Source organism: Pseudomonas linyingensis (assembly GCF_900109175.1).
GTDB classification, from domain to species: Bacteria; Pseudomonadota; Gammaproteobacteria; order Pseudomonadales; family Pseudomonadaceae; genus Geopseudomonas; species Geopseudomonas linyingensis.
The window spans coordinates 273873-297862 of the sequence record NZ_FNZE01000002.1 but is presented as its reverse complement, the minus strand read 5'-3'; the positions used below and the strand labels follow the sequence as shown (position 1 = coordinate 297862).

Here is a 23990-nt window from a genome sequence, read left to right as displayed (position 1 = left end):
TATCAACGACTCACGGAAATTGCCTGGGTGTCCATGATACGCGGGGTGAGGAAGATCAGCAGCTCGGACTTGCTGTCGCTGACGACATCGCGGCGGAACAACCGACCGAGGAACGGCAGGTCGCCGAGGAAAGGTACCTTCTCCACCGATTTCTGCTGACTGTTGGAGAATACTCCGCCGATGACGATGGTCTCGCCGTCTGCGGCCAGCACCTTGGCGTTGACCTCGTTCTTGTCGATCGGCGGCACGCCATTCAGCGCGTTGCTGAAATCCGGAGCATCCTTGGTAACCTTGACCTCCATGATCACCCGGTTGTCCGGGGTGATCTGCGGGGTCACTTCCAGCGCCAGCGCCGCTTCCTTGAACGAGGTACTGGTGGCGCCACTAGAGCTGGCCTCCTGGTAGGGAATCTCGGAACCCTTGAGGATCTTCGCCGTCTCCTTGTCAGAGGTGACCACCTTGGGTTGCGAGACCACCTCGCCGTTGCCGGTCTTCTCCATCGCCGACAGCTGCAGGTCGAGAATAACGTTGTCGGTCAGGAAGCCGATGCCGAAGCCAGAGGTGCTGTTGAGCGCGCCAAGATCAACGAAGGGAACTGGTGCATCGTTGTCATCCACCGGCAGGGTACAGTTGCCGGCAAAGGGACCGCAACTGAAGTCTTCATCATCCCCGATGCCGGTAGTACCGTCCTTGCCATAGGCCGCCCACTTGCCGTCATTGGTTACTGCCGCCCCACCCCAGCGCACCCCGAGACTCTTGTCGTAACCAACGTTGGCCTCGACGATACGCGCCTCGATCATCACCTGACGTACCGGAATATCCAGCTGGGTGACAATGCGGCGCAACTCGTTCAGGCGATCCTCGGTCAGGTAGGCAATCAGGCTGTTGGTGCGATCGTCATAGATGATCGAACCGCGCATGTCCTTCTGCTCGGCGCCTTCGGAAAACTCTTTGAACAGGCCGGCAATATCCGAAGCCTTGGCGTAGTTCAGCTGCACCACCTCACGACGCAGCGGCGCCAGCTCGGCGATCTGCTTCTGCGCCTCCAGCTCCTGACGCTCACGGGCGGCGATTTCGTCGGCAGGCGCCACCAGCAGGACGTTGCCGATCTTGCGCTTGTCCAAGCCCTTGGTCTTCAGCACCAGATCCAGCGCCTGGTCCCAGGGCACGTTCTGCAGGCGCAGGGTAATGTTGCCCTGCACGGTGTCACTGGCTACCAGGTTGAGATCGGTGAAGTCGGCGATCAGCTGCAGCACTGAACGCACGTCGATGTCTTGGAAGTTCAGCGACAGCTTCTCGCCGGTGTAGGCGAAGCGCTCGACCTTGCGCTTCTCGACATCTTCCTGGGTCAGCGGCTTGACGCTGATGGTCAGGCGGTTGTCGGTCTGGTAGGCGAGGTAGTCGTAATTGCCGCTCGGCTCGATGACGATGCTGGCCTTGTCGCCGCTGGCCGACGCATTGACGAACTGCACTGGGGTGGCGAAGTCCTTGACGTCCAGACGTGCACGCAGCTGCTCGGGCAACTGGGTACGCGGGAACTCCAGACGAATCCGCCCGCCGCTTTCCTGGATATCCGGGCTGATACCGGGATCGGAGAGGTCGATGACCACGTTGCCTTCGCCCTGGCTACCGCGCTGAAAGTCGATGTTACGAATCGCCTTGCCGGCGGGGACGAAGGGCTTCGGCGCCTGACTAACCGGCTGGGCCACGGCCGCGACACTGCTGGCGGCGGCCTGCGAGCCACCGACCACGACGAACAGGTTGTTGCCCTCGGCACGGGTGGTGTAGGGCTGCAAGCTGTTCAGGTTGATGATCAACCGGGTACGATCCTTGGCCTCGACAACAGTCAGACTGCGCGCATTGCCAACACCCAGATCGCGATTGCGCGAACCCAGCTTGTTGGTCACCCCCGGCAGATCCAGGGCAATGCGCGCCGGCTGGTCGATGGTGTAGCCACGCGGAGCGGTTACCGGCTCGTCAAAGGCCAGCTTCAGCTCGACACGATCCCCGGGCAGAGCCGCCACATCCAGGCCCTGCAGATTGGCAGCCAGCGCCGCCGGCGAAAGCAGCGCAGCCAGCAGCGACAGGCTGAAGCGCGAAATGGAACTGTTCATTGTCTGAATCCGTTGTGCAGACCGAGTTGGATTATTCATGCATGGACCCCCGCCCTCAGGAACGTTCTTTGAGGGTCAGGGTGCGCGGCCGCTCGAGCCAGCCCCCCTCGCCATCTGGAACAATTTCGACGACCTCGACCCGGTCATCGTTGATGCCCACGATGCGCCCGTGGTTGCGGCCCAGATAATCGCCGACCTTGATCCGGTGCACCCCACCGGCACCGTTGACCAAGGCAAAACGACCATTGCCGTTGGCCAGCAGGCCGACCATCTGGAACACCTCGATATTGAAGCCCTCGAGGAACTGCCGGGGACGCGACTCGTCCGGCTTGATTTGCGCAGAGCCTTTCTGGCGCTTCTGCAGGTCGATCCGCACCGGCGGCTGGAACGGGCTGCGCATCGCCGACGCACTGTAGGTGAACGCCTCGTAGGGCTGGAACTTGGGCAGCGGCTCGATCGGCGCCTTGGGCCGGGCGCGAACCTCGTTCATGTAGGCCTGCAGGTCGGCGAAATCACCCGAGGAGTCGCAGGCGGTCAGACTGAGCAGCAGCAGGCTGCCGATAATCAGGCGGGAGCCGTTCATTTTTGCAGCCCCTTGTCGTTGTAGCGGTAGGTCTTGGCCAGAATGCCCATGCTCAGCTTTGCATCCCCTGCGTCACCACTCTGCGGCTTGATGTCGAAATCGTGCAAGGTAACGATGCGAGGCAGACTGGCGGCGCCGCTGACGAAGGTCGCCAGATCATGGTAGGTGCCAACCACGCGAATCTGGATCGGCAGCTCGATGTAGAACTGCTGGGTGACTTCCGGCAGCAGCTTGATCTCCTCGAACTCCAGGCCGCTGCCCAGACCGGTACGGGTGATGTCCTCGAGCAGGCCGGGCACCTCGGTATCGCTCGGCAGCTGGCGCAACAGAGCGCCGAAAGACTGCTCCATCTCCACCATCTGCTGGCGATAGGCCTCCAGATTGGCTGCCTGACCGGCCTTGGTGGCGAACTGCTGCCTGAGCGTCTCCTCCTGACTGCGCTGCTGGTCCAGCTGCGCCTGCAGATCCTTGAGATGGAAGTTGTAACCCAGCGCCAGCACCGCAATCAGCAGCAGGACCGCGGCGATCACCTTGACCGGAGCCGGCCAGGAGCCGAGGTTGTTGGCGTCCAGCTCGCTGAGATTGACCTTGCGCAGACTTTCCAGGGATTGAGCCAGACTCATTTCTTGGCCCCTCCTTGCTGGGCTACGGCCTGATCTTCGCTTTCAGGCAGGGTTTGCTGGACACTCAGCTGGAATACGTTGGCCTGGTCCACCGTACCGGCCGTCACCGCCTTGACCTCAGTCAGGTTCGGCGTGGTCAGCCACTCGGAGGCATCGAGGTTGCGCATCAGCGTGGACACCCGGTTGTTGGATTCGGCCGCGCCCTTGATAGCGATGTTCTTGTCAGTCATCTTCAGCTCGGTGAAATGCACGCCATCAGGCAGGGTGCGTACCAGCTGGTCGAACACCCGGCCGATGATCGGACGGTTGCCCTGCAGATCCTGGATGGTCTTCATCCGTTCCAGCAACTGCTGGCGGCGCTGCTTCAGCTCGCTGATCTCCTTGATCCGCGCATCCAGCACGGCGATTTCCTTGTTCAGGAAATCGTTGCGCGCACTCTGCTGCTCGATAGCGGCATTCAGGTACTGGTCGCCGGCAAAAACCAGAGCGGCGGCACCGGCCAGCACCGCGCCCAGCACCACCAGGAAGCGCTGCTTGCGCTCCTCGCGGCGCTGCTCGCGCCAGGGAAGCAGGTTGATTCTGGCCATCAGTCGAAACTCCTCATCGCCAGCCCGCAGGCGATCATCAGCGCCGGCGCATCACTGGCCAACGCCGCGGCATTCACCTTGCTGGCCAGCGCCATGTCGGCGAAGGGATTGGCGACCACGCAGGGGGTGCCGATCTTCTGCTCGATCAGCCGATCAAGCCCTGCGAGCGAGGCCGTGCCGCCGGCCAGCAGGATGCAGTCGACTTCGCTGAACTGACCGGCCGCAAAGAAGAACTGTAGCGAGCGTGACACCTGTTGCACTACCGCTTGCTTGAACGGCAACAGCACTTCGCTGTCATAGTCATCCGGGAGACCACCCTGCTTTTTCGCCAGACCGGCATCCTCGAAGGACAGCCCGTAGCGGCGCTGGATTTCCTCGGTCAGCTGCTTGCCGCCGAACAACTGCTCGCGGGTATAGATGGTCTTGCCGTTGTGCAGCACGCTGAGGGTGGTCATGGTGGCACCGACATCCACCACGGCCACGGTCAGCTCGCCGCGCTCGCCGGCCAGCCGCGACTCGAGCAGGGCAAAGGCGCGCTCCAGTGCGTAAGCCTCGACGTCGACCACCTTGGCCGTCAGCCCGGCCAGCGCCAGTGCAGCTTCGCGCACCTCGACGTTTTCCTTGCGACAGGCGGCCAGCAGCACCTCGGCACGCTCGGGATTGCGCGGCGAGAGGCCCTGGACCTCGAAGTCGATGGCGACCTCCTCCAGCGGATAGGGGATGTACTGGTCCGCCTCAATTTTCAGCTGGTTCTCCAGCTCGTCCTCGGACAGCCCGGCATCCATCTCGATGGTCTTGGTGATCACTGCCGAACCGGCCACAGCCACGGCCACGTTCTTGCCGCCGGAGCGCGCCTTGGCCAGCACCCGCGTCAGTGCCTGACCCACACCCTCGATCTCGGCGATGTTCTTCTCGACGACCGCATTCGGCGGCAAGGGTTCGACCGCATAGGCCTCAACCCTATAGCGCCCACCCGAGCGGCTCAGCTCCAGCAGCTTGACTGAAGTCGAACTGATGTCGATCCCCAAAAGCGTATTCGCGGTCTTGTTGAAGAGCCCTAGCACGGCCAATTTCCTATCAGCATCCGATGGTTACGGACGGTTCATGTATTTCAGCATTAAACACCCCTACTTGACAGCAGGGTAAATGGCTACTTCAGGGAGAAAACACTTATAATGTGAACAGTTTGTGCCTTTTCCCTGCGCCACCCGCTTAACTCATTCCTTTCCCTGGACAAGCAAGATTGCCGATGCGCCTGCTGAAGTTTTTGTCGTGGACCTGTGTCGCCCTGCTCAGTGCCGTACTGCTTGGCTTCAGCGGCACCTACCTCTATCTCAGCCCGAGCCTGCCCTCGGTCGAGACCCTGCGCAATGTACGCATGCAGGTCCCGCTGCGGGTGTACAGTGCCGATGGCAAGCTGATCGCCGAATTCGGCGAAATGCGCCGCAGCCCCATCCACTTCGCCGACATCCCCCAGGACTTCGTAGATGCCTTGCTGGCCGCCGAGGACGACAACTTCGCGCATCATTATGGAGTCGACGTAAAGAGCCTGATGCGTGCTGCCGCGCAATTATTGAAGAGCGGGCAGATCCAGACCGGCGGCAGCACCATCACCATGCAGGTGGCGAAGAACTTCTTCCTCTCCAACGAGCGGAGTTTTTCCAGGAAAATCAACGAGATACTTCTCGCCCTGCAGATCGAGCGGACCCTCGACAAGAACGCGATCCTCGAGCTGTACGTCAACAAGATCTACCTCGGCAACCGTGCCTACGGCATCGAGGCGGCCGCGCAGATCTACTACGGCAAGTCGATCGGCGAACTGTCGCTGGCCCAACTAGCGATGATCGCCGGCCTGCCCAAGGCTCCCTCGCGCTACAACCCGGTGGTCAACCCCGAACGCGCCAAGATCCGCCGCGACTGGATTCTCGCGCGCATGTACGAACTGGGCAAGATCGACCAGCAGCGCTACCAGAGCGCCCTCGCCGAAGCGGTCGAAGTACGTCAGCAGGCCGCCAGCCCGCCGGAGCTGGAAGCCCCCTACGTGGCGGAAATGGCCCGCGCCGAAATCGTCGGCCGCTTCGGCAGCGACGCCTACACCGAAGGCTACCGCGTCCACACCAGCGTGCGCAGCGACCTGCAGACCGCTGCCAACCGGGCGCTGCGCGAAGGGCTGCTGGCCTATGACCAGCGCCACGGCTACCGCGGCCCCGAACAGCGCCTGGCCGGGCTGGACCTGGCCGGCTGGCAGGCCAAGCTCGCCGAGCAACGCACCCTCGGCGGCCTGGAGCCGGCGGTCGTCACCCGCATCGACGGCGACGGCATCCAGGTCCTGACCCGCGCAGGCAGCGAGGAGCGCGTCGACTGGCAGAGCATGAAATGGGCGCGGCCGCACCTCAACACCAACAGCCTCGGCCGCCTGCCCGGCAAGCCGGCCGACGTGGTGCGCACCGGCGACCTGATTCGCGTGCAACGCCAGGACGACGGCAGCCTGCGCTTCGTCCAGCTGCCCCAGGCGCAGGGCGCGCTGGTCTCGCTGGATCCGGCCGATGGTGCGATCCGCGCCCTGATCGGCGGCTTCTCCTTCGAGCAGAGCAACTACAACCGCGCCACCCAGGCCAAGCGCCAGCCCGGCTCCAGCTTCAAGCCCTTCGTCTACAGCGCCGCCCTCGACAAGGGCTTCACCGCGGCCAGCCTGATCAACGACGCGCCCATCGAGTTCGTCGACCCCTACACCGGCGAAATCTGGCGACCGAAGAACGACAACAACACCTTCCTCGGTCCGATCCGCATGCGCGAGGCCCTGTTCAAGTCGCGCAACCTGGTGTCGATCCGTCTGCTGCAGGAAATCGGTATCGGCTACGCCCTCGACTACAGCAAGCGCTTCAGCCTGCCGCCGGAGGAGCTGCCGCGCAACTTCTCGCTGGCCCTCGGCACCGCCAACCTGACCCCGCTGGAAGTCACCACCGGCTACGCGGTGTTCGCCAACGGCGGCTACCGGGTACAGCCCTATCTGATCACCCGCATCGACAACCGCGACGGCGAGCCGCTGTTCCTGGCCAACCCGCCACGCGTGCCAGACCGGCAGATGCCGCCGAGCACGCCGCAGGCGACGGCCGCCGCTCTGCCCGACACCAGCAGCGACGCGAATGCCAGCGCCGCCGAGCCCGTTGCCGAGGCACCCATCCCAGCCGAGCGCGTGCTCGATCCGCGCACCGCCTACATCATGACCAACATGCTCCAGGACGTGATCGCCCGAGGCACCGGCCGCCGCGCCATGAGCCTGGGGCGCAGCGATCTGGCCGGCAAGACCGGCACCACCAACGAGCAGAAGGACTCCTGGTTCGCTGGCTACAACGGCGACTTCGTCACCACCGCGTGGAGCGGCTTCGACCAGCCGCAGAGCCTCGGCCGCCACGAGTACGGCGGCACCGTCGCCCTGCCGATCTGGATCGAATACATGGGCGTGGCGCTCAAGGATCGGCCGATGCACCTGCCGCCGGAGCCCGACGGCCTGCTGCGCCTGCGCATCGACCCCGCCACTGGGCGCGCCGCGACGGCCGGCGCCAGCGGCGCCTTCTTCGAGCTGTTCAACAAGGACGCCCCGCCGCAGCCAGCCCAGGAAGTCAGCAGCAGCTTTCAGGACAACTTCGGCAGCGAGCCGGCACCGGTGCCGATCGATCTGTTCTGAATCGACCTGTCCTGAAGTGCCGCCATGCACCCACAAAAAACCCCGCCGCAGCGGGGTTTTTGCTTTCAAACAGCCGATCAGCCGTTGAACACGTCATCCACCGAGGTCAGCGGATAGTGCTTCGGATAGCCGAGGCGCGCCACCCCGCTCTCGATCGCGGCCTTGGCCACCGCATCCGGCACCAGCTGGATCAGGCGCTGGTCCATCGGCTTGGGAATGATGTAGTCGCGACCGAACTCCAGGCACTCGACGCCATAGGCCGCGCAGACCTCGTTGGGTGCCGGCAGCTTGGCCAGCTCGCGGATGGCGTTGACCGCGGCGATCTTCATCTCCTCGTTGATGCGGGTGGCGCGCACGTCCAGGGCACCGCGGAAGATGAACGGGAAGCCCAGCACGTTGTTGACCTGGTTCGGGTAGTCGGAACGCCCGGTGGCCATGATCACGTCATCGCGCGTGGCATGCGCCAGTTCCGGGGCGATCTCCGGATCGGGGTTGGAGCAGGCGAACACGATCGGGTTGGCCGCCATGCGCGCGAGGTCTTCGGCCGGCAGCAGGTTGGCGCCGGACAGGCCGACGAACACGTCGGCACCCTCCATCGCGTCGGACAGGGTGCGCTTGTCGGTCTCGTGGGCGAACACCGACTTGTACTGGTTCAGATCGTCGCGACCGGCGTGGATCACGCCCTTGCGGTCGATCATGAAAATATTCTCGATCTTCGCGCCAAGGCTGACCAGCAGCTTCATGCACGCGGTCGCCGCGGCACCGGCGCCGAGGCAGACGATCTTCGCCTCCTCCAGCTTCTTGCCGACGATTTCCAGGGCGTTGAGCATGCCGGCCGCGGTGACGATGGCGGTGCCGTGCTGGTCGTCATGGAATACCGGAATGTCGCACTGCTCGATCAGCGCACGCTCGATCTCGAAGCACTCGGGCGCCTTGATGTCTTCCAGGTTGATGCCGCCGAAGGTGATCGAGATGCGCTTGACGGTGTCGATGAAGGCCTGCGGGCTTTCCGAGTCCACCTCGATGTCGAACACGTCGACGCCGGCGAAACGCTTGAACAGCACCCCCTTGCCCTCCATCACCGGCTTGGACGCCAGCGGCCCCAGGTCGCCCAGACCGAGGATCGCGGTGCCATCGGAGATGACTGCCACCAGGTTGCCCTTGCCGGTGTACTTGAAGGCCAGTTCCGGATCGCGGGCGATCTCGCGAACCGGCTCGGCAACGCCAGGGCTGTAGGCCAGGGACAGGTCGCGCGCGGTAGCCGTGGGCTTGGTCAGCTCAACGCTCAGTTTGCCGGGACGGGGCTGGGCGTGGTACTCGAGCGCGGCAGTTTTCAGATCAGACATGTTGGTGCTTCCGCTTATTATTTATAGATAAAGACAGGGAACCCGAGCATACGGCATGAGACCGGCCACCTACAAGAGCGGTGCGCCAGAGCCTCGAATAGGCTTGTCAAGCACTGATTCATTAGACTTTCCGCCGTCCCGCAAGGCAACTGAACCGACCCCAGCGCTGCGGGAAACCCTACCGACTGGCGCACGGCGGGCAGGCCTTGGCCCACCCGCTCAGCGCACCTCGAGCATCGACGGATGACTCAGCGTCAGCAGCCAGCGCGCCTGGCCCGGCCTGAGCGCGCCACGGCGACTGCGGTCGACCACCCAGCCACGCACCTCGACCTCGCGCCCCGCGAGGCGGCGCAGCTCACCCTCGTCGAACTGCACCAGCCGCTGCAGCTCGATGCGCAGCACCAGCGGCCCGTCCAGTTGCAGCCAGACACCGCCGCGGTTACGTTCGAGCGCCGCGACCCGCCCGCGCAGCACGGCAAACCCCGCGCGGCGCAGCTGGCCGACCTCGAGTACCGGATTCCTGCGCCAGACACCCTTGCGCGCTAGCCGCGCCTGATGCTCGGCCGTCCACAGGCAGTCGACCAGCGCGGTATTCGGCGCTATGGCGACGGCAAAGCCCAGCCCCGCCGCCAGCTGCTGCGCCTCCCAGCTATGTCCGTCGCGGCCGAAGGCATGCGCCAGGCTGCGCCCGTAGTGATCGCGCGCCTGCTCGCCAGCCACCAGCCCGACCTGCCCACCACTGGCCGCGACCAACTGCTCGAGGTGATGCGTGGCCACCTCGGCAAAGGGCTCGGCCGACTGCCCGGCACGGGCCTTCTCCGGTGCATTGACCCCGATCAGGCGCACGCTGCGCCCGTCCGCCAGGCGCAGGGTGTCGCCATCCACCACCCTGGCCACCTGTGTCTCGCGCAGCGGGCCGGGCGCCCGGCAGGCATCGGCCAGCGCCCGCAGCGGCGTGAGTACCACCACGGCACAAACAAAAAAGGCGCCCCACAGGGACGCCTTTTTTGCTGTACCGGGAAACAGACTCTGCATCCCGGATACGCCTTGCTTACTTGGTCGCGCCGAAGCCAGCGAAACGCTGCTTGAAGCGATCGATACGGCCGCCAGCGTCGAGAACCTTCTGCTTGCCGGTGTAGAACGGGTGGCACTCGGAGCACACGTCGAGGCTCAGGTTCTTGCACAGGGTGGAACGGGTCTTGACCACGTTGCCGCAGCTGCAGGTAGCTACGACTTCGTCATACGCGGGATGGATTTCCGGTTTCATCTTTGGATCCTCAGGGATGATGTGCCGCCACCAGGCACCATGCCAGGTACCGCACGAGGTAGTTTCACCGGGGCGGTCTGGCCACCCGGAAAAATAGGGCGGCATGATAACAGACCCCCCAAGCGATGCAAGATCCGCCGGGCAGCCCGCCCGCCGCCGGCCGCTGCACCGCGTGCTAAGATCGCCGGCCTTCGCCTGCGGAGCCCCTGCGTGACCCAGCCCATCCTGCGCCTTGCCCTGCCCTCGCCGCTGCGCCGGCTGTTCGACTACCGTGCCCCGGCCGACTGCGATCCCGCCCTGCTGCAGCCCGGCGTGCGTCTGCGCGTGCCGTTCGGGCGCCGCGAACTGGTCGGCGTGCTGGTCGAACGGGTGGCGCACAGCGAGGTGCCGGAAGAGCGCCTGCGCGAGGCCTGCGCCCTGCTCGACCGCCGCCCGCTGCTGCCGCCGGCGCTGTTCGAGCTGTGCCTGTGGACCGCCAGCTACTACCAGCACAGCCTCGGCGACACCTTCAGCTGGGCGCTGCCCAATCTGCTGCGCCAGGGCGAGTCGGCCGAGCGCAGTGAGGAACGCCTCTGGCAGGCCGCCGCCGGCGCGCGCCTCGACGACCCGCGCCTGGCCCGCGCACCGCGTCAGCGCCAGGCGCTGGCGACCCTCGCCCAGCACCCGCACGGCATCAACCAGAACCTGCTCGAGCAGTTCCAGCTGTCGCGCGACAGCCTCAAGCTGCTGCACGACAAGGGCCTGGTCGAGGTGATCCGCCGCCGCCCGAGCATTCCCGAACACCACGGCGCCTGGCTGCTGCAGCCGGAGCTGGCGCTCAACGACGAACAGCGCAGCGCCTTCGAGGCGGTGCGTGCCGGTTTTGGCCGTTTCCACCCCTGCCTGCTGGCCGGGGTCACCGGCAGCGGCAAGACCGAGGTCTACCTGCAGCTGATCCGTGAGACCCTGGAGGCCGGCCGGCAGGCGCTGGTGCTGATCCCCGAGATCAACCTCGGTCCGCAGACCCTCGAGCGCTTCGCCCGTCGCTTCAACGCGCGCATCGCCCTGCTGCACTCGGGCCTCACCGACCGCGAGCGCCTGGAGGCCTGGCAGGCCGCCCGCGAGGGCCACGCGCAGATCGTCATCGGCACCCGCTCGGCGCTGTTCACCCCGCTCAAGCATCCCGGCCTGATCATCGTCGACGAGGAGCACGACGCCTCCTATAAACAGCAGGAGGGCCTGCGCTACCACGCCCGCGACCTGGCGGTGATGCGCGCGCGCCTGGAGCGCGTGCCGCTGCTGCTCGGCTCGGCCACGCCGTCGCTGGAGAGCCTGCACAACGCCGAGCAGGGCCGCTACGCCCTGCTGCGCCTCGAGCAGCGCGCCGGCGGTGCCCGCCAGCCGCGCTTCGAGCGCCTCGACGTGCGCAGCCGGCCGCTGGACAGCGGCTTCTCGCCGCCGCTGCAGCGGCTGATCGGCGAAACCCTGGCCGCCGGCCAGCAGGTGCTGGTGTTCCTCAACCGCCGCGGTTTTGCCCCCACCCTGCTCTGCCATGACTGCGGCTGGATGGCCCTGTGCCCGCGCTGCGACGCGCGCCTGACCCTGCACCAGCGCAGCGGCGAGCTGCGCTGCCACCACTGCGACCACCGCCAGCGGCCGCCGGCCGCCTGCCCGCAGTGCGCGCACGTCGACCTGCGCCCGGTCGGCGTCGGCACCGAGCGCAGCGAGGAACGCCTGCGCATCCTGTTTCCCGATTACCCGATCCTGCGCATGGACCGCGACAGCACCGCGCGCAAGGGCAGCCTGGAGCAGCTGTTCGCCACCGTGCAGAGCGGTGAGCCGTGCATCCTGCTCGGCACCCAGATGCTCGCCAAGGGCCACCACTTTCCGCGTGTCACCCTGGTGGCGATCCTCGACGCCGACGGCGGGCTATTCTCCGCCGACTTCCGCGCCAGCGAGCGCATGGCCCAACTGATCGTCCAGGTCGCCGGCCGTGCCGGCCGCGCCGAGGCGCCGGGGCGGGTGATCATCCAGACCCATCTGGCCGATCACCCGCTGCTGGTCCAGCTCACCGAGCAGGGCTACTTCGCCTTCGCCGCCCAGGCGCTCAGCGAGCGCCGCGCCGCCGGCCTGCCGCCGTTCGCCCATCTGGCCCTGCTGCGTGCCGACGCCCACCAGGGCGAGCAGGCCGAGGCCTTCCTCGACAGTGCCGCCGCGCTGGCCGAACAGCTGCTGGAACAGTCCGCGCATCCCGACGTGCAGGTGCTCGGCCCGGTGCCGGCGCCGATGGAACGCCGCGCCGGGCGCCACCGCGCCCAGCTGCTGCTGCAGGCGCCCAGCCGCGCCGCCCTGCACCGCCTGCTCGGCCCCTGGCTGGTGCAACTGGAAAGCCTGCCCGGCAACCGCCAGGTGCGCTGGTCGCTGGACGTCGACCCGATCGACCTGTTCTGAGCGCAGGGCACGCCTTGCACAGGCTGTGAAGCCGACACGCCACAGCGGTTGGCAAGCCCCGGCGCCCTGCGGATAATGTACAGTTTTCGAGCAGCGCCCCGGCGCCCGCGCACCCGGCCTGAAGAGCACCCCGATGAAAGACAGCATTCGCCACCTGATCCAGCAAGCCCTGACCCGCCTGACCGACGAAGGCGTGCTGCCGGAGGGGCTGACCCCGGCGATCCAGGTGGAAAACACCCGGGACAAGACCCACGGCGACTTCGCCAGCAACATCGCCATGATGCTGGCCAAGCCGGCCGGGCTGAAGCCGCGCGAGCTGGCCGAGAAGCTGATCGCCGCGCTGCCGGCCGACGCCAGCGTCAGCAAGGTGGAAATCGCCGGCCCGGGCTTCCTCAACTTCTTCCAGAACAGCGACGCCCTGGCCCAGCGCCTGGAAGCCGCGCTGGCCGACGCGCAGCTCGGCGTGCGCAAGGCCGGCGCCACCCAGCGCGTGGTGGTCGACCTGTCCTCGCCCAACCTGGCCAAGGAAATGCACGTCGGCCACCTGCGCTCGACCATCATTGGCGACGCCGTCGGCCGCGTGCTGGAGTTCCTCGGCGACGAGGTGATCCGCCAGAACCACGTCGGCGACTGGGGCACCCAGTTCGGCATGCTGCTGGCCTACCTCGAGGAGAACCCGGCCGCCGCCGAGAGCGAGCTGGCCGACCTCGAGCAGTTCTACCGCGCCGCCAAGAAGCGCTTCGACGACTCCGCCGAGTTCGCCGACCGCGCCCGCGCCCTGGTGGTCAAGCTGCAGGCCGGCGACGCCGAGTGCCTGCGCCTGTGGCAGCGCTTCAACGACGTCTCGCTGAGCCACTGCCAGGCCGTCTACGACCGCCTCGGCGTCAAGCTGAGCCCGGCCGACGTGCGCGGCGAAAGCGCCTACAACGCCGAGCTGCCGACCATCGTCAGCGAGCTGCAGGCCAAGGGTCTGCTCAGCGAAAGCGAAGGGGCGCAGTGCGTGTTCATGGACGAGTTCAAGAACGCCGAAGGCAACCCGCTGCCGGTGATCGTGCAAAAGGCCGGCGGCGGCTACCTGTACGCCACCACCGACCTCGCCGCCATGCGCTACCGCAGCCAGCAGCTCAAGGCCGACCGCGCCCTGTACTTCGTCGACCAGCGCCAGGCCCTGCACTTCCAGATGGTCTTCGAGGTGGCGCGTCGCGCCGGCTTCGTCCATGCAGGCATGGACCTCGAGCACATGGGCTTCGGCACCATGAACGGTGCCGACGGCCGCCCGTTCAAGACCCGCGACGGCGGCACGGTCAAACTGATCGACCTGCTCGACGAGGCCGAACAGCGCGCCTACGCCCTGGTCAAGGGCAAGAACCCCGAGCTGGACGAGGCCGAGCTGCGCAGCATCGCCCGCGCGGTGGGCATCGGTGCGGTCAAGTACGCCGACCTGTCCAAGCACCGCACCAGCGACTACAGCTTCAACTTCGAGCAGATGCTCAGCTTCGAGGGCAACACCGCGCCCTACCTGCTGTACGCCTACACCCGCGTGGCCAGCGTGTTCCGCAAGCTGGGCAAGGGCATCGAGGAGATCGGCGGGCAGATCCAGCTGCAGGCCGAGCAGGAACTGGCCCTCGCCGCCAAGCTGGAGCAGTTCGCCGAGGTGCTCAACAGCGTCGCCGACAAGGGCGTGCCGCATATCCTGTGCAGCTACCTGTACGAACTGGCCGGGTTGTTCTCCAGCTTCTACGAGAACTGCCCGATCCTCGCCGCCGAGGACGAAGCCGTCCAGCAGAGCCGCCTGCGCCTTGCCGCGCTGACCGGACGCACCCTCCAGCAGGGCCTCGAGCTGCTCGGCCTGACCACCCTCGAGCGCATGTAAATGGCCGCCCGCAAGCAGAAACCGAAACCGCGCGGCGCCAGCCGCACCCGCTCCGCCCCGGCCAAGAAGCCGGTGCCGGGTTGGATCTGGCTGGCCAGCGGCCTGGTGATCGGTGGCTTCCTCGTCTTCCTGTCGCAGCTCAAGCCGGGCAGCGACGAGGTCAAGCGCGCAGTCGCGGGCAAACCGGAAACCGCGGCAAGCCAGCCGGCCAAGCCCGCCACACCGCCGCGGCCCAAGTACGAGTTCTACGAGGAGCTGGCCAAGGCGAATCCCAGCCCGCTGCCGGGTAGCCAACCGACGCCGGAACAGGTTCAGGCGGTGGAAGCCGCCCGCGCCCAGGCCCTGCTCGAAGGGCGCACCCCGCCACCGCGGCTGATCGTGGCGCCAGCCGCGACCGCGGCGACCACCGCGACCGCCCCGGTCGCCGCTGCACTCACCGCCGCGCCCAAGCCCGTGCAGGCTGCGCCCCAGCCGCAGGCTCAGAGTCCGGCCCCAGCAGCCAAACCGCCCGCCGTGACCAAGACGCCAGCAGCGCAGCCCGCCGCCACGTCGCCGGCAAAACCGAGCAGCCGCTTCGTCCTGCAGGCCGGCTCCTTCGCCAGTCGCGACCAGGCGGAAAGCGCCCGCGCCAAGCTGCTCCTACTCGGCCAAGATGCGCGTATCGAGTCGGGCAAGGTCGGCGACAAGATGTGGCACCGCCTGGTGGTCGGTCCCTTCGCCAGTCGCCAGCAGGCCGACGGCGCGCAGAAGCAGCTCGGCGCCAACGGCGTCAGCAGCGTCGTCCAGCAGCGGCGCTGAGTCGGCGTCGCGGCGCCGTCAATCGCCCGCTATCGACCCTGGTCGTGCGGGCGGTTGAAAAGCCCGCCGCCCTCCCCCATATCTCCCGGCATCCCGGACGCCCGCGTCCAGCTGCAGGAGAGCGCTCCCTTGACCACCATCGTTTCAGTCCGCCGCAACGGCAAAGTCGTCATGGGCGGCGACGGCCAGGTTTCCCTCGGCAACACCGTGATGAAAGGCAACGCCAAGAAGGTCCGGCGCCTGTACCACGGCCAGGTGCTGGCCGGCTTCGCCGGCGCCACCGCCGACGCCTTCACCCTGTTCGAGCGTTTCGAGGGCCAGCTGGAGAAGCATCAGGGTCACCTGGTGCGCGCCGCCGTCGAACTGGCCAAGGACTGGCGTACCGACCGCTCGCTGAGCCGCCTGGAAGCCATGCTGGCAGTGGCCAACAAGGACGCTTCCCTGATCATCACCGGCAACGGCGACGTGGTGGAGCCCGAGCACGGCCTGATCGCCATGGGTTCCGGTGGCGGCTTCGCACAGGCCGCGGCCATGGCCCTGCTGCAGAAGACCGAGCTGTCCGCACGCGAGATCACCGAGACCGCGCTGAACATCGCCGGCTCCATCTGCGTGTTCACCAACCAGAATCTGACCATCGAGGAAGAAGACTGCGCCCAATGAGCGCGTCTTCCGGAGCCCCACCCATGTCCATGACGCCCCGCGAGATCGTCCACGAACTCAACCGCCACATCATCGGCCAGGACGACGCCAAGCGCGCCGTCGCCATCGCCCTGCGCAACCGCTGGCGGCGCATGCAGCTGCCCGCCGAGCTGCGCGTCGAGGTGACCCCGAAGAACATCCTGATGATCGGCCCGACCGGCGTCGGCAAGACCGAGATCGCCCGTCGCCTGGCCAAGCTGGCCAACGCCCCGTTCATCAAGGTCGAGGCGACCAAGTTCACCGAAGTCGGCTATGTCGGCCGTGATGTCGAGTCGATCATCCGTGATCTCGCCGATGCCGCGCTGAAGATGCTCCGCGAGCAGGAAGTGAACAAGATGCGCTACCGCGCCGAGGACGCCGCCGAGGAGCGCATCCTCGACGCCCTGCTGCCGCCGGCGCGCAGCGGCTTCGGCGACGAACCGCCGGCCCGCGAAGACTCCAGCACCCGCCAGCTGTTCCGCAAGCGCCTGCGCGAAGGCCAGCTGGACGACAAGGATATCGACATCGAGGTGGCCGATACGCCGGCCGGCGTCGAGATCATGACCCCGCCGGGCATGGAGGAGATGACCAGCCAGCTGCAGAACCTGTTCTCCGGGCTGAGCAAGGGCAAGAAGAAGAGCCGCAAGCTCAAGGTCGCCGACGCGCTGAAGATGGTCCGCGACGAGGAAGCCGCGCGCCTGGTCAACGAGGAGGAACTCAAGGCCCGCGCCCTGGAAGCGGTCGAGCAGCACGGCATCGTGTTCATCGACGAGATCGACAAGATCGCCAAGCGCGGCAACGTCGGCGGCGCCGACGTGTCCCGCGAGGGCGTGCAGCGCGACCTGCTGCCGCTGATCGAGGGCTGCACGGTCAACACCAAGCTGGGCATGGTCAAGACCGACCACATCCTGTTCATCGCCTCCGGCGCCTTCCACCTGAGCAAGCCCAGCGACCTGGTGCCCGAGCTGCAGGGCCGCCTGCCGATCCGCGTCGAACTCAAGGCGCTGACCCCGCAGGACTTCGAGCGCATCCTCAGCGAACCGCACGCCTCGCTGACCGAGCAGTACTGCGCGCTGATGAAGACCGAGGGCCTGGAGATCGCCTTCGCCGCCGACGGCATCCGCCGCCTGGCCGAGATCGCCTGGCAGGTCAACGAGAAGACCGAGAACATCGGCGCCCGCCGTCTGCACACCCTGCTCGAGCGCCTGCTCGAGGAAGTGTCGTTCAGCGCCGCCGACCTGGCCGCCGACCACAGCGGCCGGCCGATCGTGATCGACGCCGCCTACGTCAACGGCCACCTCGCCGAACTGGCCCAGGACGAAGACCTGTCGCGCTACATCCTGTAAGCAGAACCTCAGGGGCGGCCTGGCCGCCCCTTCGCTCATCCGGAACCTCGACGATGCACATCCCTACCGCCATCAAGCTGCACAAGGCATCGAAGACCCTCGAGCTGCACTACGGCGACGATCACTACAACCTGAGCGCCGAGTTCCTGCGCGTGCACTCGCCGTCGGCCGAGGTGCAGGGCCACGGCCAGCCGATCCTGCAGGTCGGCAAGCAGAACGTCGGCTTCAAGGGTGCCGAGCCGGCCGGCCAGTACGCCCTCAAGCTGGTGTTCGACGACGGCCACGACAGCGGCCTGTTCACCTGGGACTACCTGTACCAGCTGGCCACCTGCCAGGAGCAGCTGTGGGCCGACTACCTCGCCCAGCTCGCCGCCGCCGGCAAGTCGCGCGACCCCGACGAGTCGGTGGTCAAGCTGATGCTCTGAGCCCCGGGCGGGACAAACTGCCACAGCGCCTGGCAGGCAGCGTCAAGACAAAGGCCGCGGTGGCGATTAGAATGACCGCCACATTTTTTCAGGTGACTGCGACATGAGCGATCCGCGCAAGCCCGACAACGCCGAACCCGCCACCCACTTCGGTTACCAGAGCGTGCCGGAAAGCCAGAAGGCGCAGAAAGTCGCCGAGGTGTTCCACTCGGTGGCCGCCAAGTACGACCTGATGAACGACGTGCTCTCCGCCGGCATGCACCGCCTGTGGAAGCGCTTCACCATCGAGCTGTCCGGCGTGCGCCTGGGCAACCGCGTGCTCGACATCGCCGGCGGCACCGGCGACCTGACCCGCCAGTTCTCGCGCCTGGTCGGCCCGACCGGCGAAGTGGTACTGGCCGACATCAACGCCTCGATGCTCCAGGTCGGCCGCGACAAGCTGCTCGACTGCGGCGTGGCCGGCAACGTCAGGTTCGTCCAGGCCGACGCCGAGAAGCTGCCGTTCCCCGACAACCACTTCGACGTGGTCACCATCGCCTTCGGCCTGCGCAACGTCACCCACAAGGAAGACGCCCTGCGCTCGATGCTGCGCGTGCTCAAGCCCGGCGGCCGCCTGCTGGTGCTGGAGTTCTCCAAGCCCTCCAGCGCCCTGCTCGGCAAGGCCTACGACGCCTACTCGTTCGCCTTCATGCCGCTGGCCGGCAAGCTGATCACCAACGACGCCGACAGCTACCGCTACCTGGCCGAGTCGATCCGCATGCACCCCGACCAGGAAACCCTCAAGGGCATGATGGTCGACGCCGGCTTCGACCTGGTCACCTACCACAACATGACCGGCGGCATCGTCGCCCTGCACCGCGGCATCAAGCCCTGATGCTGACCGCCGCGCTGCTCGCCGGCGTCGAGGCCGGCCTCAACCGCGTGCTGGCGCTGGACGCCACCGCCGGCCCGCGCCTGGCCGCGCTGCAAGGCCGGGTGATCGCCGTCGACTGCACGGCACCGGCGCTGCGCCTGTACCTGCTGCCCGGAGCCGACGGCCTGCGTCTGGCCGGCCACTGGGAAGCGCCGGCCGACTGCACCCTGCGCGCCCCGGCCAGCCGCCTGCTCGAGCTAGCCGTGCGCCGCGACAAGACTGCCGTGCTGCACGCCGCCGACGTCGAACTGGATGGCCACAGCGGTTGCCTGCTCGATCTCGCCGCCATCCTCCAAGACCTCGAACTCGACTGGGAAGGCGCGCTGGCCGAGTGGCTCGGCCCGCTCGGCGCCGTTGCCCTGGCCCGCCCGCTGCATGACGCCCGCCAGTGGGGCGGCGACGCCCTGGCCAGCCTGCGCCTCGACCTCGCCGACTGGTTGGCCGAGGAAGCGCGCCCGCTGCTCGGCCGCCGCGAAGCCGAAGCGCAGTTCGCCGAACTGGACCACCTCAAGCTCGCCCTCGACCGTCTCGAGGCGCGCAGCGAGCGCCTTGCCCGCCGCCTTCCGGAAGCCGACTGACCGCATGAAGCTGCTCGCCCTGCGCCGCCTGATCCGCATCCAGCGGACCGCCATCCGCTACCAGCTCGACGACCTGCTGCTCGACCTGCCGCTGCCCTGGTGGCTGCGCAGCCTGCTGCGCGCCATGCCCTGGCGCTGGCTGCCGCGCCAGCCCATCGCGATGTCGCGCGGCGAGCGCCTGCGCCGCAGCCTGGAAGACCTCGGCCCGGTGTTCATCAAGTTCGGCCAGCTGCTGTCCACCCGCCGCGACCTGCTGCCGCCGGACATCGCCGACGAGCTGGCGCACCTGCAGGACAAGGTGCCGCCGTTCCCGCCCGAGCAGGCGGTGGCGCTGATCGAGCAGCAGCTCGGCGCCAGCATCGACCAGGTGTTCAGCCGCTTCGAGCGCCAGCCGCTGGCTTCCGCCTCGGTGGCCCAGGTGCACGCCGCCCAGCTCAGGAGCGGCGAGGACGTGGTGGTCAAGGTGGTCCGCCCCGGCCTCGAGCCGGTGATCCGTCAGGACATGGCCTGGCTGTTCACCCTCGCCCGCCTGGCCGAGAAGGCCTCGGCCGACGCCCGCCGCCTGCGCCCGGTGGAAGTGGTCGGCGACTACGAGAAGACCATCTTCGACGAGCTCGATCTGCTCCGCGAGGCCGCCAACGGCAGCCAGCTGCGACGCAACTTCGAGGACTCCAAGCTGCTCTACGTGCCGCAGGTGTACTGGGACTGGTGCCGCCCCAAGGTGCTGGTGATGGAGCGTATCTACGGCATCCCGGTCACCGACCTGGCCGCCCTGCACGACCAGCACACCGACATGAAGAAACTGGCCGAGCGCGGCGTGGAGATCTTCTTCACCCAGGTGTTCCGCGACAGCTTCTTCCACGCCGACATGCACCCCGGCAATATCTTCGTCAGCACCCGCACGCCCCACGAACCACAGTACATCGCCATCGACTGCGGCATCGTCGGCAGCCTCACCGCCGAGGACCAGGACTACCTGGCGCGCAACCTGCTGGCCTTCTTCAAGCGCGACTACCGCAAGGTGGCGCAGCTGCATATCGACTCCGGCTGGGTGCCGGCCGACACCCAGGTCAACGACTTCGAGGCGGCCATCCGCACCGTGTGCGAACCGATCTTCGAGAAGCCGCTGAAGGACATCTCCTTCGGCCAGGTGCTGCTGCGCCTGTTCCAGACCGCACGACGCTTCAACATGCAGGTACAGCCGCAGTTGGTGCTGCTGCAGAAGACCCTGCTCAACATCGAGGGCCTCGGCCGCCAGCTGTATCCCGACCTTGACCTGTGGAGCACCGCCAAGCCGTTCCTCGAGCGCTGGATGCGCGAGCGCATGAGTCCGCTGCACCTGCTGCGCAACCTGCAGAGCCAGGCCGAGCAGGTACCGCAGCTGGCCAAGAAGGCCGGCGCCGCGCTGGAGCGTCTCGGCCATGCCGGCAGCGGCACACCGCCGGCGACCGCCGCGGGCGGCCACTGGCTGGCGCGCCTGCTCGGCGCCGCCCTGCTGCTCGGCGCCGCCAGCAGCGGCCTGGCTGCGAACGCCGAGAGCTGGCCGGCCTGGACCATGCTGGCCGGCGGCCTGTATCTGGTTCTGCGCCGATAGCCAGCGCAGGGCGGCACTGGCACACTGACCGAATATAACGTTGAACCGGCGCCGCAAGGCGCCCCGGACAAGCGAAGAACCGATGAGCAACTGGCTGGACGAAATTCACTGGACCGCCGACGGGCTGGTCCCGGCGATTGCCCAGGACTACAAGACCGGGCGCATCCTGATGATGGCCTGGATGAGCCGCGAATCCCTGCAGCTCACCGTCGACGAGGGCCGCGCCATCTACTGGTCGCGTTCGCGCGGCAAGCTGTGGCGCAAGGGCGAGGAGTCCGGCCACGTGCAGAAGCTGCACGAGCTGCGTCTGGACTGCGATGCCGACGTCATCGTCCTGCAGGTCGAGCAGCTCGGCGGCATCGCCTGCCACACCGGGCGCGAGAGCTGCTTCTACCGCGTCTACGAGAACGGCGCCTGGCAGACCGTCGATGCGGTTCTCAAGGATCCGCACGCCATCTACGAGCACAAGGGCCACAGCCATGAGTGAGCACAGCAGCAACGACACCCTCGCCCGCCTCGCCGCGGTCCTCGAGGCCCGCAAGGGCGCCGCGCCGGACAGCTCCTACGTGGCCAGCCTGTACCACAAGGGGCTCAACAAGATCCTCGAGAAGGTCGGCGAGGAATCGGTGGAAACCATCCTCGCCGCCAAGGACGCCGCCAACAGCGGCGACTGCAGCGAGCTGATCTACGAAACCGCCGACCTGTGGTTCCATTCCCTGGTCATGCTCGCGGCCCTCGGCCAGCACCCGCAGGCGGTCCTCGACGAACTGGACCGCCGCTTCGGCCTCTCCGGGCACGCCGAAAAGGCCGCCCGTTCGCAATCCTGATAACAACCTACTCGGAGATTCCATCATGGGACTCGGCGGCATCAGCATCTGGCAACTCCTGATCATCCTGCTCATCGTGGTCATGCTGTTCGGCACCAAGCGCCTCAAGTCGCTCGGTTCGGACGTCGGCGAAGCGATCAAGGGCTTTCGCAAGTCGGTGAACGCCGGCGAGGAAGAACCCGCCAAGCCCCAGGTTGACGAGCCCAAGGGGCACACCATCCAGGGCGAAGTGCGCAAGGTCGACGAACCGGCGAAGAAGGACTGACGCACCCACGGGTGCCGGAGCTTGGCTGAATCATGTTCGACGTAGGTTTTTCCGAACTGCTGCTGGTCGCCCTGGTGGCCCTGCTGGTGCTCGGCCCCGAGCGCCTGCCGGGCGCCGCGCGCACCGCCGGGCTGTGGATCGGCCGGCTCAAGCGCAGCTTCGCGGCGATCAAGAGCGAGGTCGAGCGCGAGATCGGCGCCGACGAGATCCGCCGCCAGCTGCACAACGAGAACATTCTCGCCCTGGAACGCCAGCAGCAGGCCGCCCAGCCGGACAGTACGCCGGCCTCCGGCGCCGCCACGCCCGCGGCACCGAGCGGCGAGGCATCGGCGGCGGCAGCGCCTACCGCCGAGCAGGCCGGCGCGCCCATCGCGCCGCACAGCCGCCTGGCCTCGCTGCCGGAATACCAGGCGGCCAGCCCGGCCGTCCCGGCCGCGGAAGCTGCCGCAGCAACCCCTACCGCCGCACCGTCCGCCAGCCCGCCGCCGGCACCCAGTGAGCCACCGCGCCCGACATGACCGACCAGACTCCCCTGCCGGACCAGGAAATGCCCCTGGTCGCGCACCTCACCGAGCTGCGCAACCGCATCCTGCGCTGCGTGGTGATCATCCTGCTGATCTTCGCCGGGCTGTTCTACTTCGCCCAGGATATCTACGCGTTGGTCGCCGCGCCGCTGCGCGCCTACCTGCCGGAAGGCGCGACGATGATCGCCACCGGAGTGGCCTCGCCGTTCCTCACCCCGTTCAAGCTGACCCTGATGGTCGCCTTGTTCCTCGGCATGCCGGTGATCCTCCAGCAGATCTGGGGCTTCATCGCCCCCGGCCTGTACCAGCACGAGAAGCGCATCGCCGTGCCGCTGCTGGTCTCCAGCATCCTGCTGTTCTACGGCGGCATGGCCTTCGCCTACTTCGTGGTGTTCCCGATCATGTTCGGTTTCTTCGCCAGCGTGACCCCGGAAGGGGTGGCGATGATGACCGACATCGGCCAGTACCTCGACTTCGTGCTCACCCTGTTCTTCGCCTTCGGCGTGGCCTTCGAGATCCCGGTGGCGACCTTCCTGCTGATCTGGATCGGCATCGTCGACGTCGCCACCCTGCGCAAGAGCCGCCCCTACGTGATCGTCGGCTGCTTCGTGGTCGGCATGGTCCTCACCCCGCCGGACGTGTTCTCGCAGACCCTGCTGGCCGTGCCGATGTGGATGCTGTTCGAGGTCGGCCTGCTGTTCGGCGCCATGGCGCGCCGCCGCGATGAGGCGGAAGCGGAGGCCGATGCCGCGGCCAGCGCCAGCACCGCCGTCGCCAGCCGTGACGACGACCAGCCGCCGGCGCCGCAGGCGTGAACCTGCTGTTGCTCGAAGACGGCGATTTCGTCGCCGAGGGCCGCGCCCTGCTGCGCGGCCGGCGCCTCAAACACCTGCATGAGGTGCACCGCGCCGAGGCCGGCGACAACCTGCGCGTCGGCCGCCTCGCCGGCCTGATGGGCGAAGGCCGCCTGCTGCGCCTGGACGCCGACGAGGCGGAAATCGAGATCCTCACCCTCGACCAGCCGCCACCGGCCAAGCTGCCGCTGACCCTGCTGCTCGCCCTGCCGCGGCCGAAGATGTTCAAGCGGGTACTGCAGACCGTGGCCAGCATGGGCGTGCCGCGCCTGGTGCTGCTCAACAGCTACCGGGTGGAAAAGAGCTTCTGGCAGACCCCGTTCCTGCAGCCCGAGGCGATCCGCGAGCAGCTGATCCTCGGCCTCGAGCAGGCGCGCGACACCGTGCTGCCGGAAGTCACCATCGAGAAGCGCTTCAAGCCCTTCGTCGAGGACCGCCTGCCGGCACTGGCCGCCGGCAGCCTCGGCCTGGTCGGCCACCCCGGTGCCTGGCCGGCCTGCCCGCGCGCGGTCGATGCGCCGGTAACCCTGGCCATCGGCCCGGAAGGCGGCTGGATTCCCTACGAGGTGGACAAGCTGCAGGAGGCTGGCCTCGCGCCGGTACAGCTCGGCGAGCGCATCCTGCGCGTGGAGACGGCGGTCACCGCCCTGCTCGCCCGCCTGTTCTGACTCAACGCC

24 protein-coding genes are annotated in these 23990 nt (G+C 67.3%); 16 read left to right on the top strand and 8 right to left on the bottom strand.

Features of this window, described 5'->3' with window-relative positions; all coding sequences use genetic code 11:
- Positions 1–2: 2 nt before the first annotated feature.
- The 5 genes from BMZ19_RS03795 to BMZ19_RS03775 are packed head-to-tail and all read right to left on the bottom strand — an operon-like array spanning position 3 to position 4971.
- Positions 3–2114 carry a type IV pilus secretin PilQ gene (locus tag BMZ19_RS03795; RefSeq protein WP_090307071.1) on the bottom strand — a complete coding sequence of 704 codons (2112 nt, stop codon included), beginning with the start codon at positions 2112–2114 and terminating at the stop codon, positions 3–5.
- 55 nt (positions 2115–2169) lie between these two features.
- Complete coding sequence (gene pilP / locus BMZ19_RS03790; RefSeq protein WP_090307068.1) at positions 2170–2697, bottom strand: type 4a pilus biogenesis lipoprotein PilP; 528 nt, start codon at positions 2695–2697, stop codon at positions 2170–2172.
- Positions 2694–3320, bottom strand: coding sequence for a type 4a pilus biogenesis protein PilO (gene pilO / locus BMZ19_RS03785; protein ID WP_090307065.1), 627 nt, complete (start codon positions 3318–3320; stop codon positions 2694–2696). Before pilO ends, pilP begins: the two co-directional genes overlap by 4 nt.
- Entirely contained in the window at positions 3317–3907 is a 591-nt protein-coding gene (locus BMZ19_RS03780) for a PilN domain-containing protein (protein ID WP_090307062.1), read from the bottom strand. The genes pilO and BMZ19_RS03780 overlap by 4 nt, the downstream gene beginning before the upstream one ends.
- Positions 3907–4971, bottom strand: coding sequence for a pilus assembly protein PilM (locus tag BMZ19_RS03775; protein WP_090307059.1), 1065 nt, complete (start codon positions 4969–4971; stop codon positions 3907–3909). Before BMZ19_RS03775 ends, BMZ19_RS03780 begins: the two co-directional genes overlap by 1 nt.
- Positions 4972–5156: 185 nt before the next feature.
- Between BMZ19_RS03775 and BMZ19_RS03770 the strand changes: the two genes are divergently transcribed.
- Complete coding sequence (locus BMZ19_RS03770; RefSeq protein WP_090307056.1) at positions 5157–7595, top strand: penicillin-binding protein 1A; 2439 nt, start codon at positions 5157–5159, stop codon at positions 7593–7595.
- Between the two features lie 77 nt (positions 7596–7672).
- Here the strand turns inward: BMZ19_RS03770 and BMZ19_RS03765 are convergent, their stop codons facing one another.
- The 3 genes from BMZ19_RS03765 to rpmE form a co-directional block, all read right to left on the bottom strand.
- The gene (locus BMZ19_RS03765; protein WP_090307053.1) at positions 7673–8941 is read right to left on the bottom strand and encodes a malic enzyme-like NAD(P)-binding protein; all 1269 of its coding nucleotides are present in this window, start codon (positions 8939–8941) and stop codon (positions 7673–7675) included.
- Between the two features lie 219 nt (positions 8942–9160).
- On the bottom strand, positions 9161–9976 hold the full coding sequence (locus BMZ19_RS03760) for a thermonuclease family protein (protein ID WP_090307050.1): 816 nt from the start codon (positions 9974–9976) through the stop codon (positions 9161–9163).
- A 16-nt stretch (positions 9977–9992) separates the two neighbouring features.
- Positions 9993–10208 (bottom strand): 50S ribosomal protein L31, encoded by a 216-nt coding sequence (gene rpmE / locus BMZ19_RS03755; RefSeq protein ID WP_090307047.1) that lies wholly within the window; start codon positions 10206–10208, stop codon positions 9993–9995.
- Between the two features lie 210 nt (positions 10209–10418).
- On the opposite strand from rpmE, the gene BMZ19_RS03750 reads away from it, so the two are divergent.
- The 15 genes from BMZ19_RS03750 to BMZ19_RS03680 all read left to right on the top strand — a co-directional run bounded on the left by BMZ19_RS03750 (position 10419) and on the right by BMZ19_RS03680 (position 23981).
- Entirely contained in the window at positions 10419–12638 is a 2220-nt protein-coding gene (locus BMZ19_RS03750; RefSeq protein WP_090307044.1) for a primosomal protein N', read from the top strand.
- A gap of 133 nt (positions 12639–12771) precedes the next feature.
- Positions 12772–14511 (top strand): arginine--tRNA ligase, encoded by a 1740-nt coding sequence (gene argS, locus BMZ19_RS03745; protein WP_090307042.1) that lies wholly within the window; start codon positions 12772–12774, stop codon positions 14509–14511.
- Positions 14512–15309, top strand: a complete 798-nt coding sequence (locus BMZ19_RS03740; protein ID WP_090307040.1) for an SPOR domain-containing protein — start codon at positions 14512–14514, stop codon at positions 15307–15309. It abuts the gene before it with no gap.
- A 129-nt stretch (positions 15310–15438) separates the two neighbouring features.
- The gene (gene hslV / locus BMZ19_RS03735) at positions 15439–15969 is read left to right on the top strand and encodes an ATP-dependent protease subunit HslV (RefSeq protein WP_090307036.1); all 531 of its coding nucleotides are present in this window, start codon (positions 15439–15441) and stop codon (positions 15967–15969) included.
- A 23-nt stretch (positions 15970–15992) separates the two neighbouring features.
- Positions 15993–17333, top strand: coding sequence for an ATP-dependent protease ATPase subunit HslU (gene hslU, locus BMZ19_RS03730; RefSeq protein WP_090307033.1), 1341 nt, complete (start codon positions 15993–15995; stop codon positions 17331–17333).
- 53 nt (positions 17334–17386) lie between these two features.
- Positions 17387–17758 (top strand): gamma-butyrobetaine hydroxylase family protein, encoded by a 372-nt coding sequence (locus BMZ19_RS03725; RefSeq protein WP_090307030.1) that lies wholly within the window; start codon positions 17387–17389, stop codon positions 17756–17758.
- 103 nt (positions 17759–17861) lie between these two features.
- Entirely contained in the window at positions 17862–18632 is a 771-nt protein-coding gene (gene ubiE / locus BMZ19_RS03720) for a bifunctional demethylmenaquinone methyltransferase/2-methoxy-6-polyprenyl-1,4-benzoquinol methylase UbiE (protein ID WP_090307028.1), read from the top strand.
- On the top strand, positions 18632–19249 hold the full coding sequence (locus BMZ19_RS03715; protein ID WP_090307025.1) for a ubiquinone biosynthesis accessory factor UbiJ: 618 nt from the start codon (positions 18632–18634) through the stop codon (positions 19247–19249). Before ubiE ends, BMZ19_RS03715 begins: the two co-directional genes overlap by 1 nt.
- Before the next feature lie 4 nt (positions 19250–19253).
- Positions 19254–20843, top strand: coding sequence for a ubiquinone biosynthesis regulatory protein kinase UbiB (gene ubiB, locus BMZ19_RS03710; protein ID WP_090307022.1), 1590 nt, complete (start codon positions 19254–19256; stop codon positions 20841–20843).
- Positions 20844–20925: 82 nt separating this feature from the next.
- The gene (gene hisI, locus BMZ19_RS03705) at positions 20926–21330 is read left to right on the top strand and encodes a phosphoribosyl-AMP cyclohydrolase (RefSeq protein WP_090307019.1); all 405 of its coding nucleotides are present in this window, start codon (positions 20926–20928) and stop codon (positions 21328–21330) included.
- Entirely contained in the window at positions 21323–21670 is a 348-nt protein-coding gene (locus BMZ19_RS03700; protein ID WP_090307016.1) for a phosphoribosyl-ATP diphosphatase, read from the top strand. Before hisI ends, BMZ19_RS03700 begins: the two co-directional genes overlap by 8 nt.
- A 25-nt stretch (positions 21671–21695) precedes the next feature.
- Complete coding sequence (gene tatA / locus BMZ19_RS03695; protein WP_090307013.1) at positions 21696–21935, top strand: twin-arginine translocase TatA/TatE family subunit; 240 nt, start codon at positions 21696–21698, stop codon at positions 21933–21935.
- A 32-nt stretch (positions 21936–21967) separates the two neighbouring features.
- Positions 21968–22453, top strand: a complete 486-nt coding sequence (gene tatB, locus BMZ19_RS03690; protein ID WP_090307011.1) for a Sec-independent protein translocase protein TatB — start codon at positions 21968–21970, stop codon at positions 22451–22453.
- Complete coding sequence (tatC, locus tag BMZ19_RS03685; RefSeq protein WP_090307008.1) at positions 22450–23274, top strand: twin-arginine translocase subunit TatC; 825 nt, start codon at positions 22450–22452, stop codon at positions 23272–23274. The genes tatB and tatC overlap by 4 nt, the downstream gene beginning before the upstream one ends.
- On the top strand, positions 23271–23981 hold the full coding sequence (locus BMZ19_RS03680; RefSeq protein ID WP_090307005.1) for a 16S rRNA (uracil(1498)-N(3))-methyltransferase: 711 nt from the start codon (positions 23271–23273) through the stop codon (positions 23979–23981). The genes tatC and BMZ19_RS03680 overlap by 4 nt, the downstream gene beginning before the upstream one ends.
- The last annotated feature ends 9 nt before the right edge of the window (positions 23982–23990 follow it).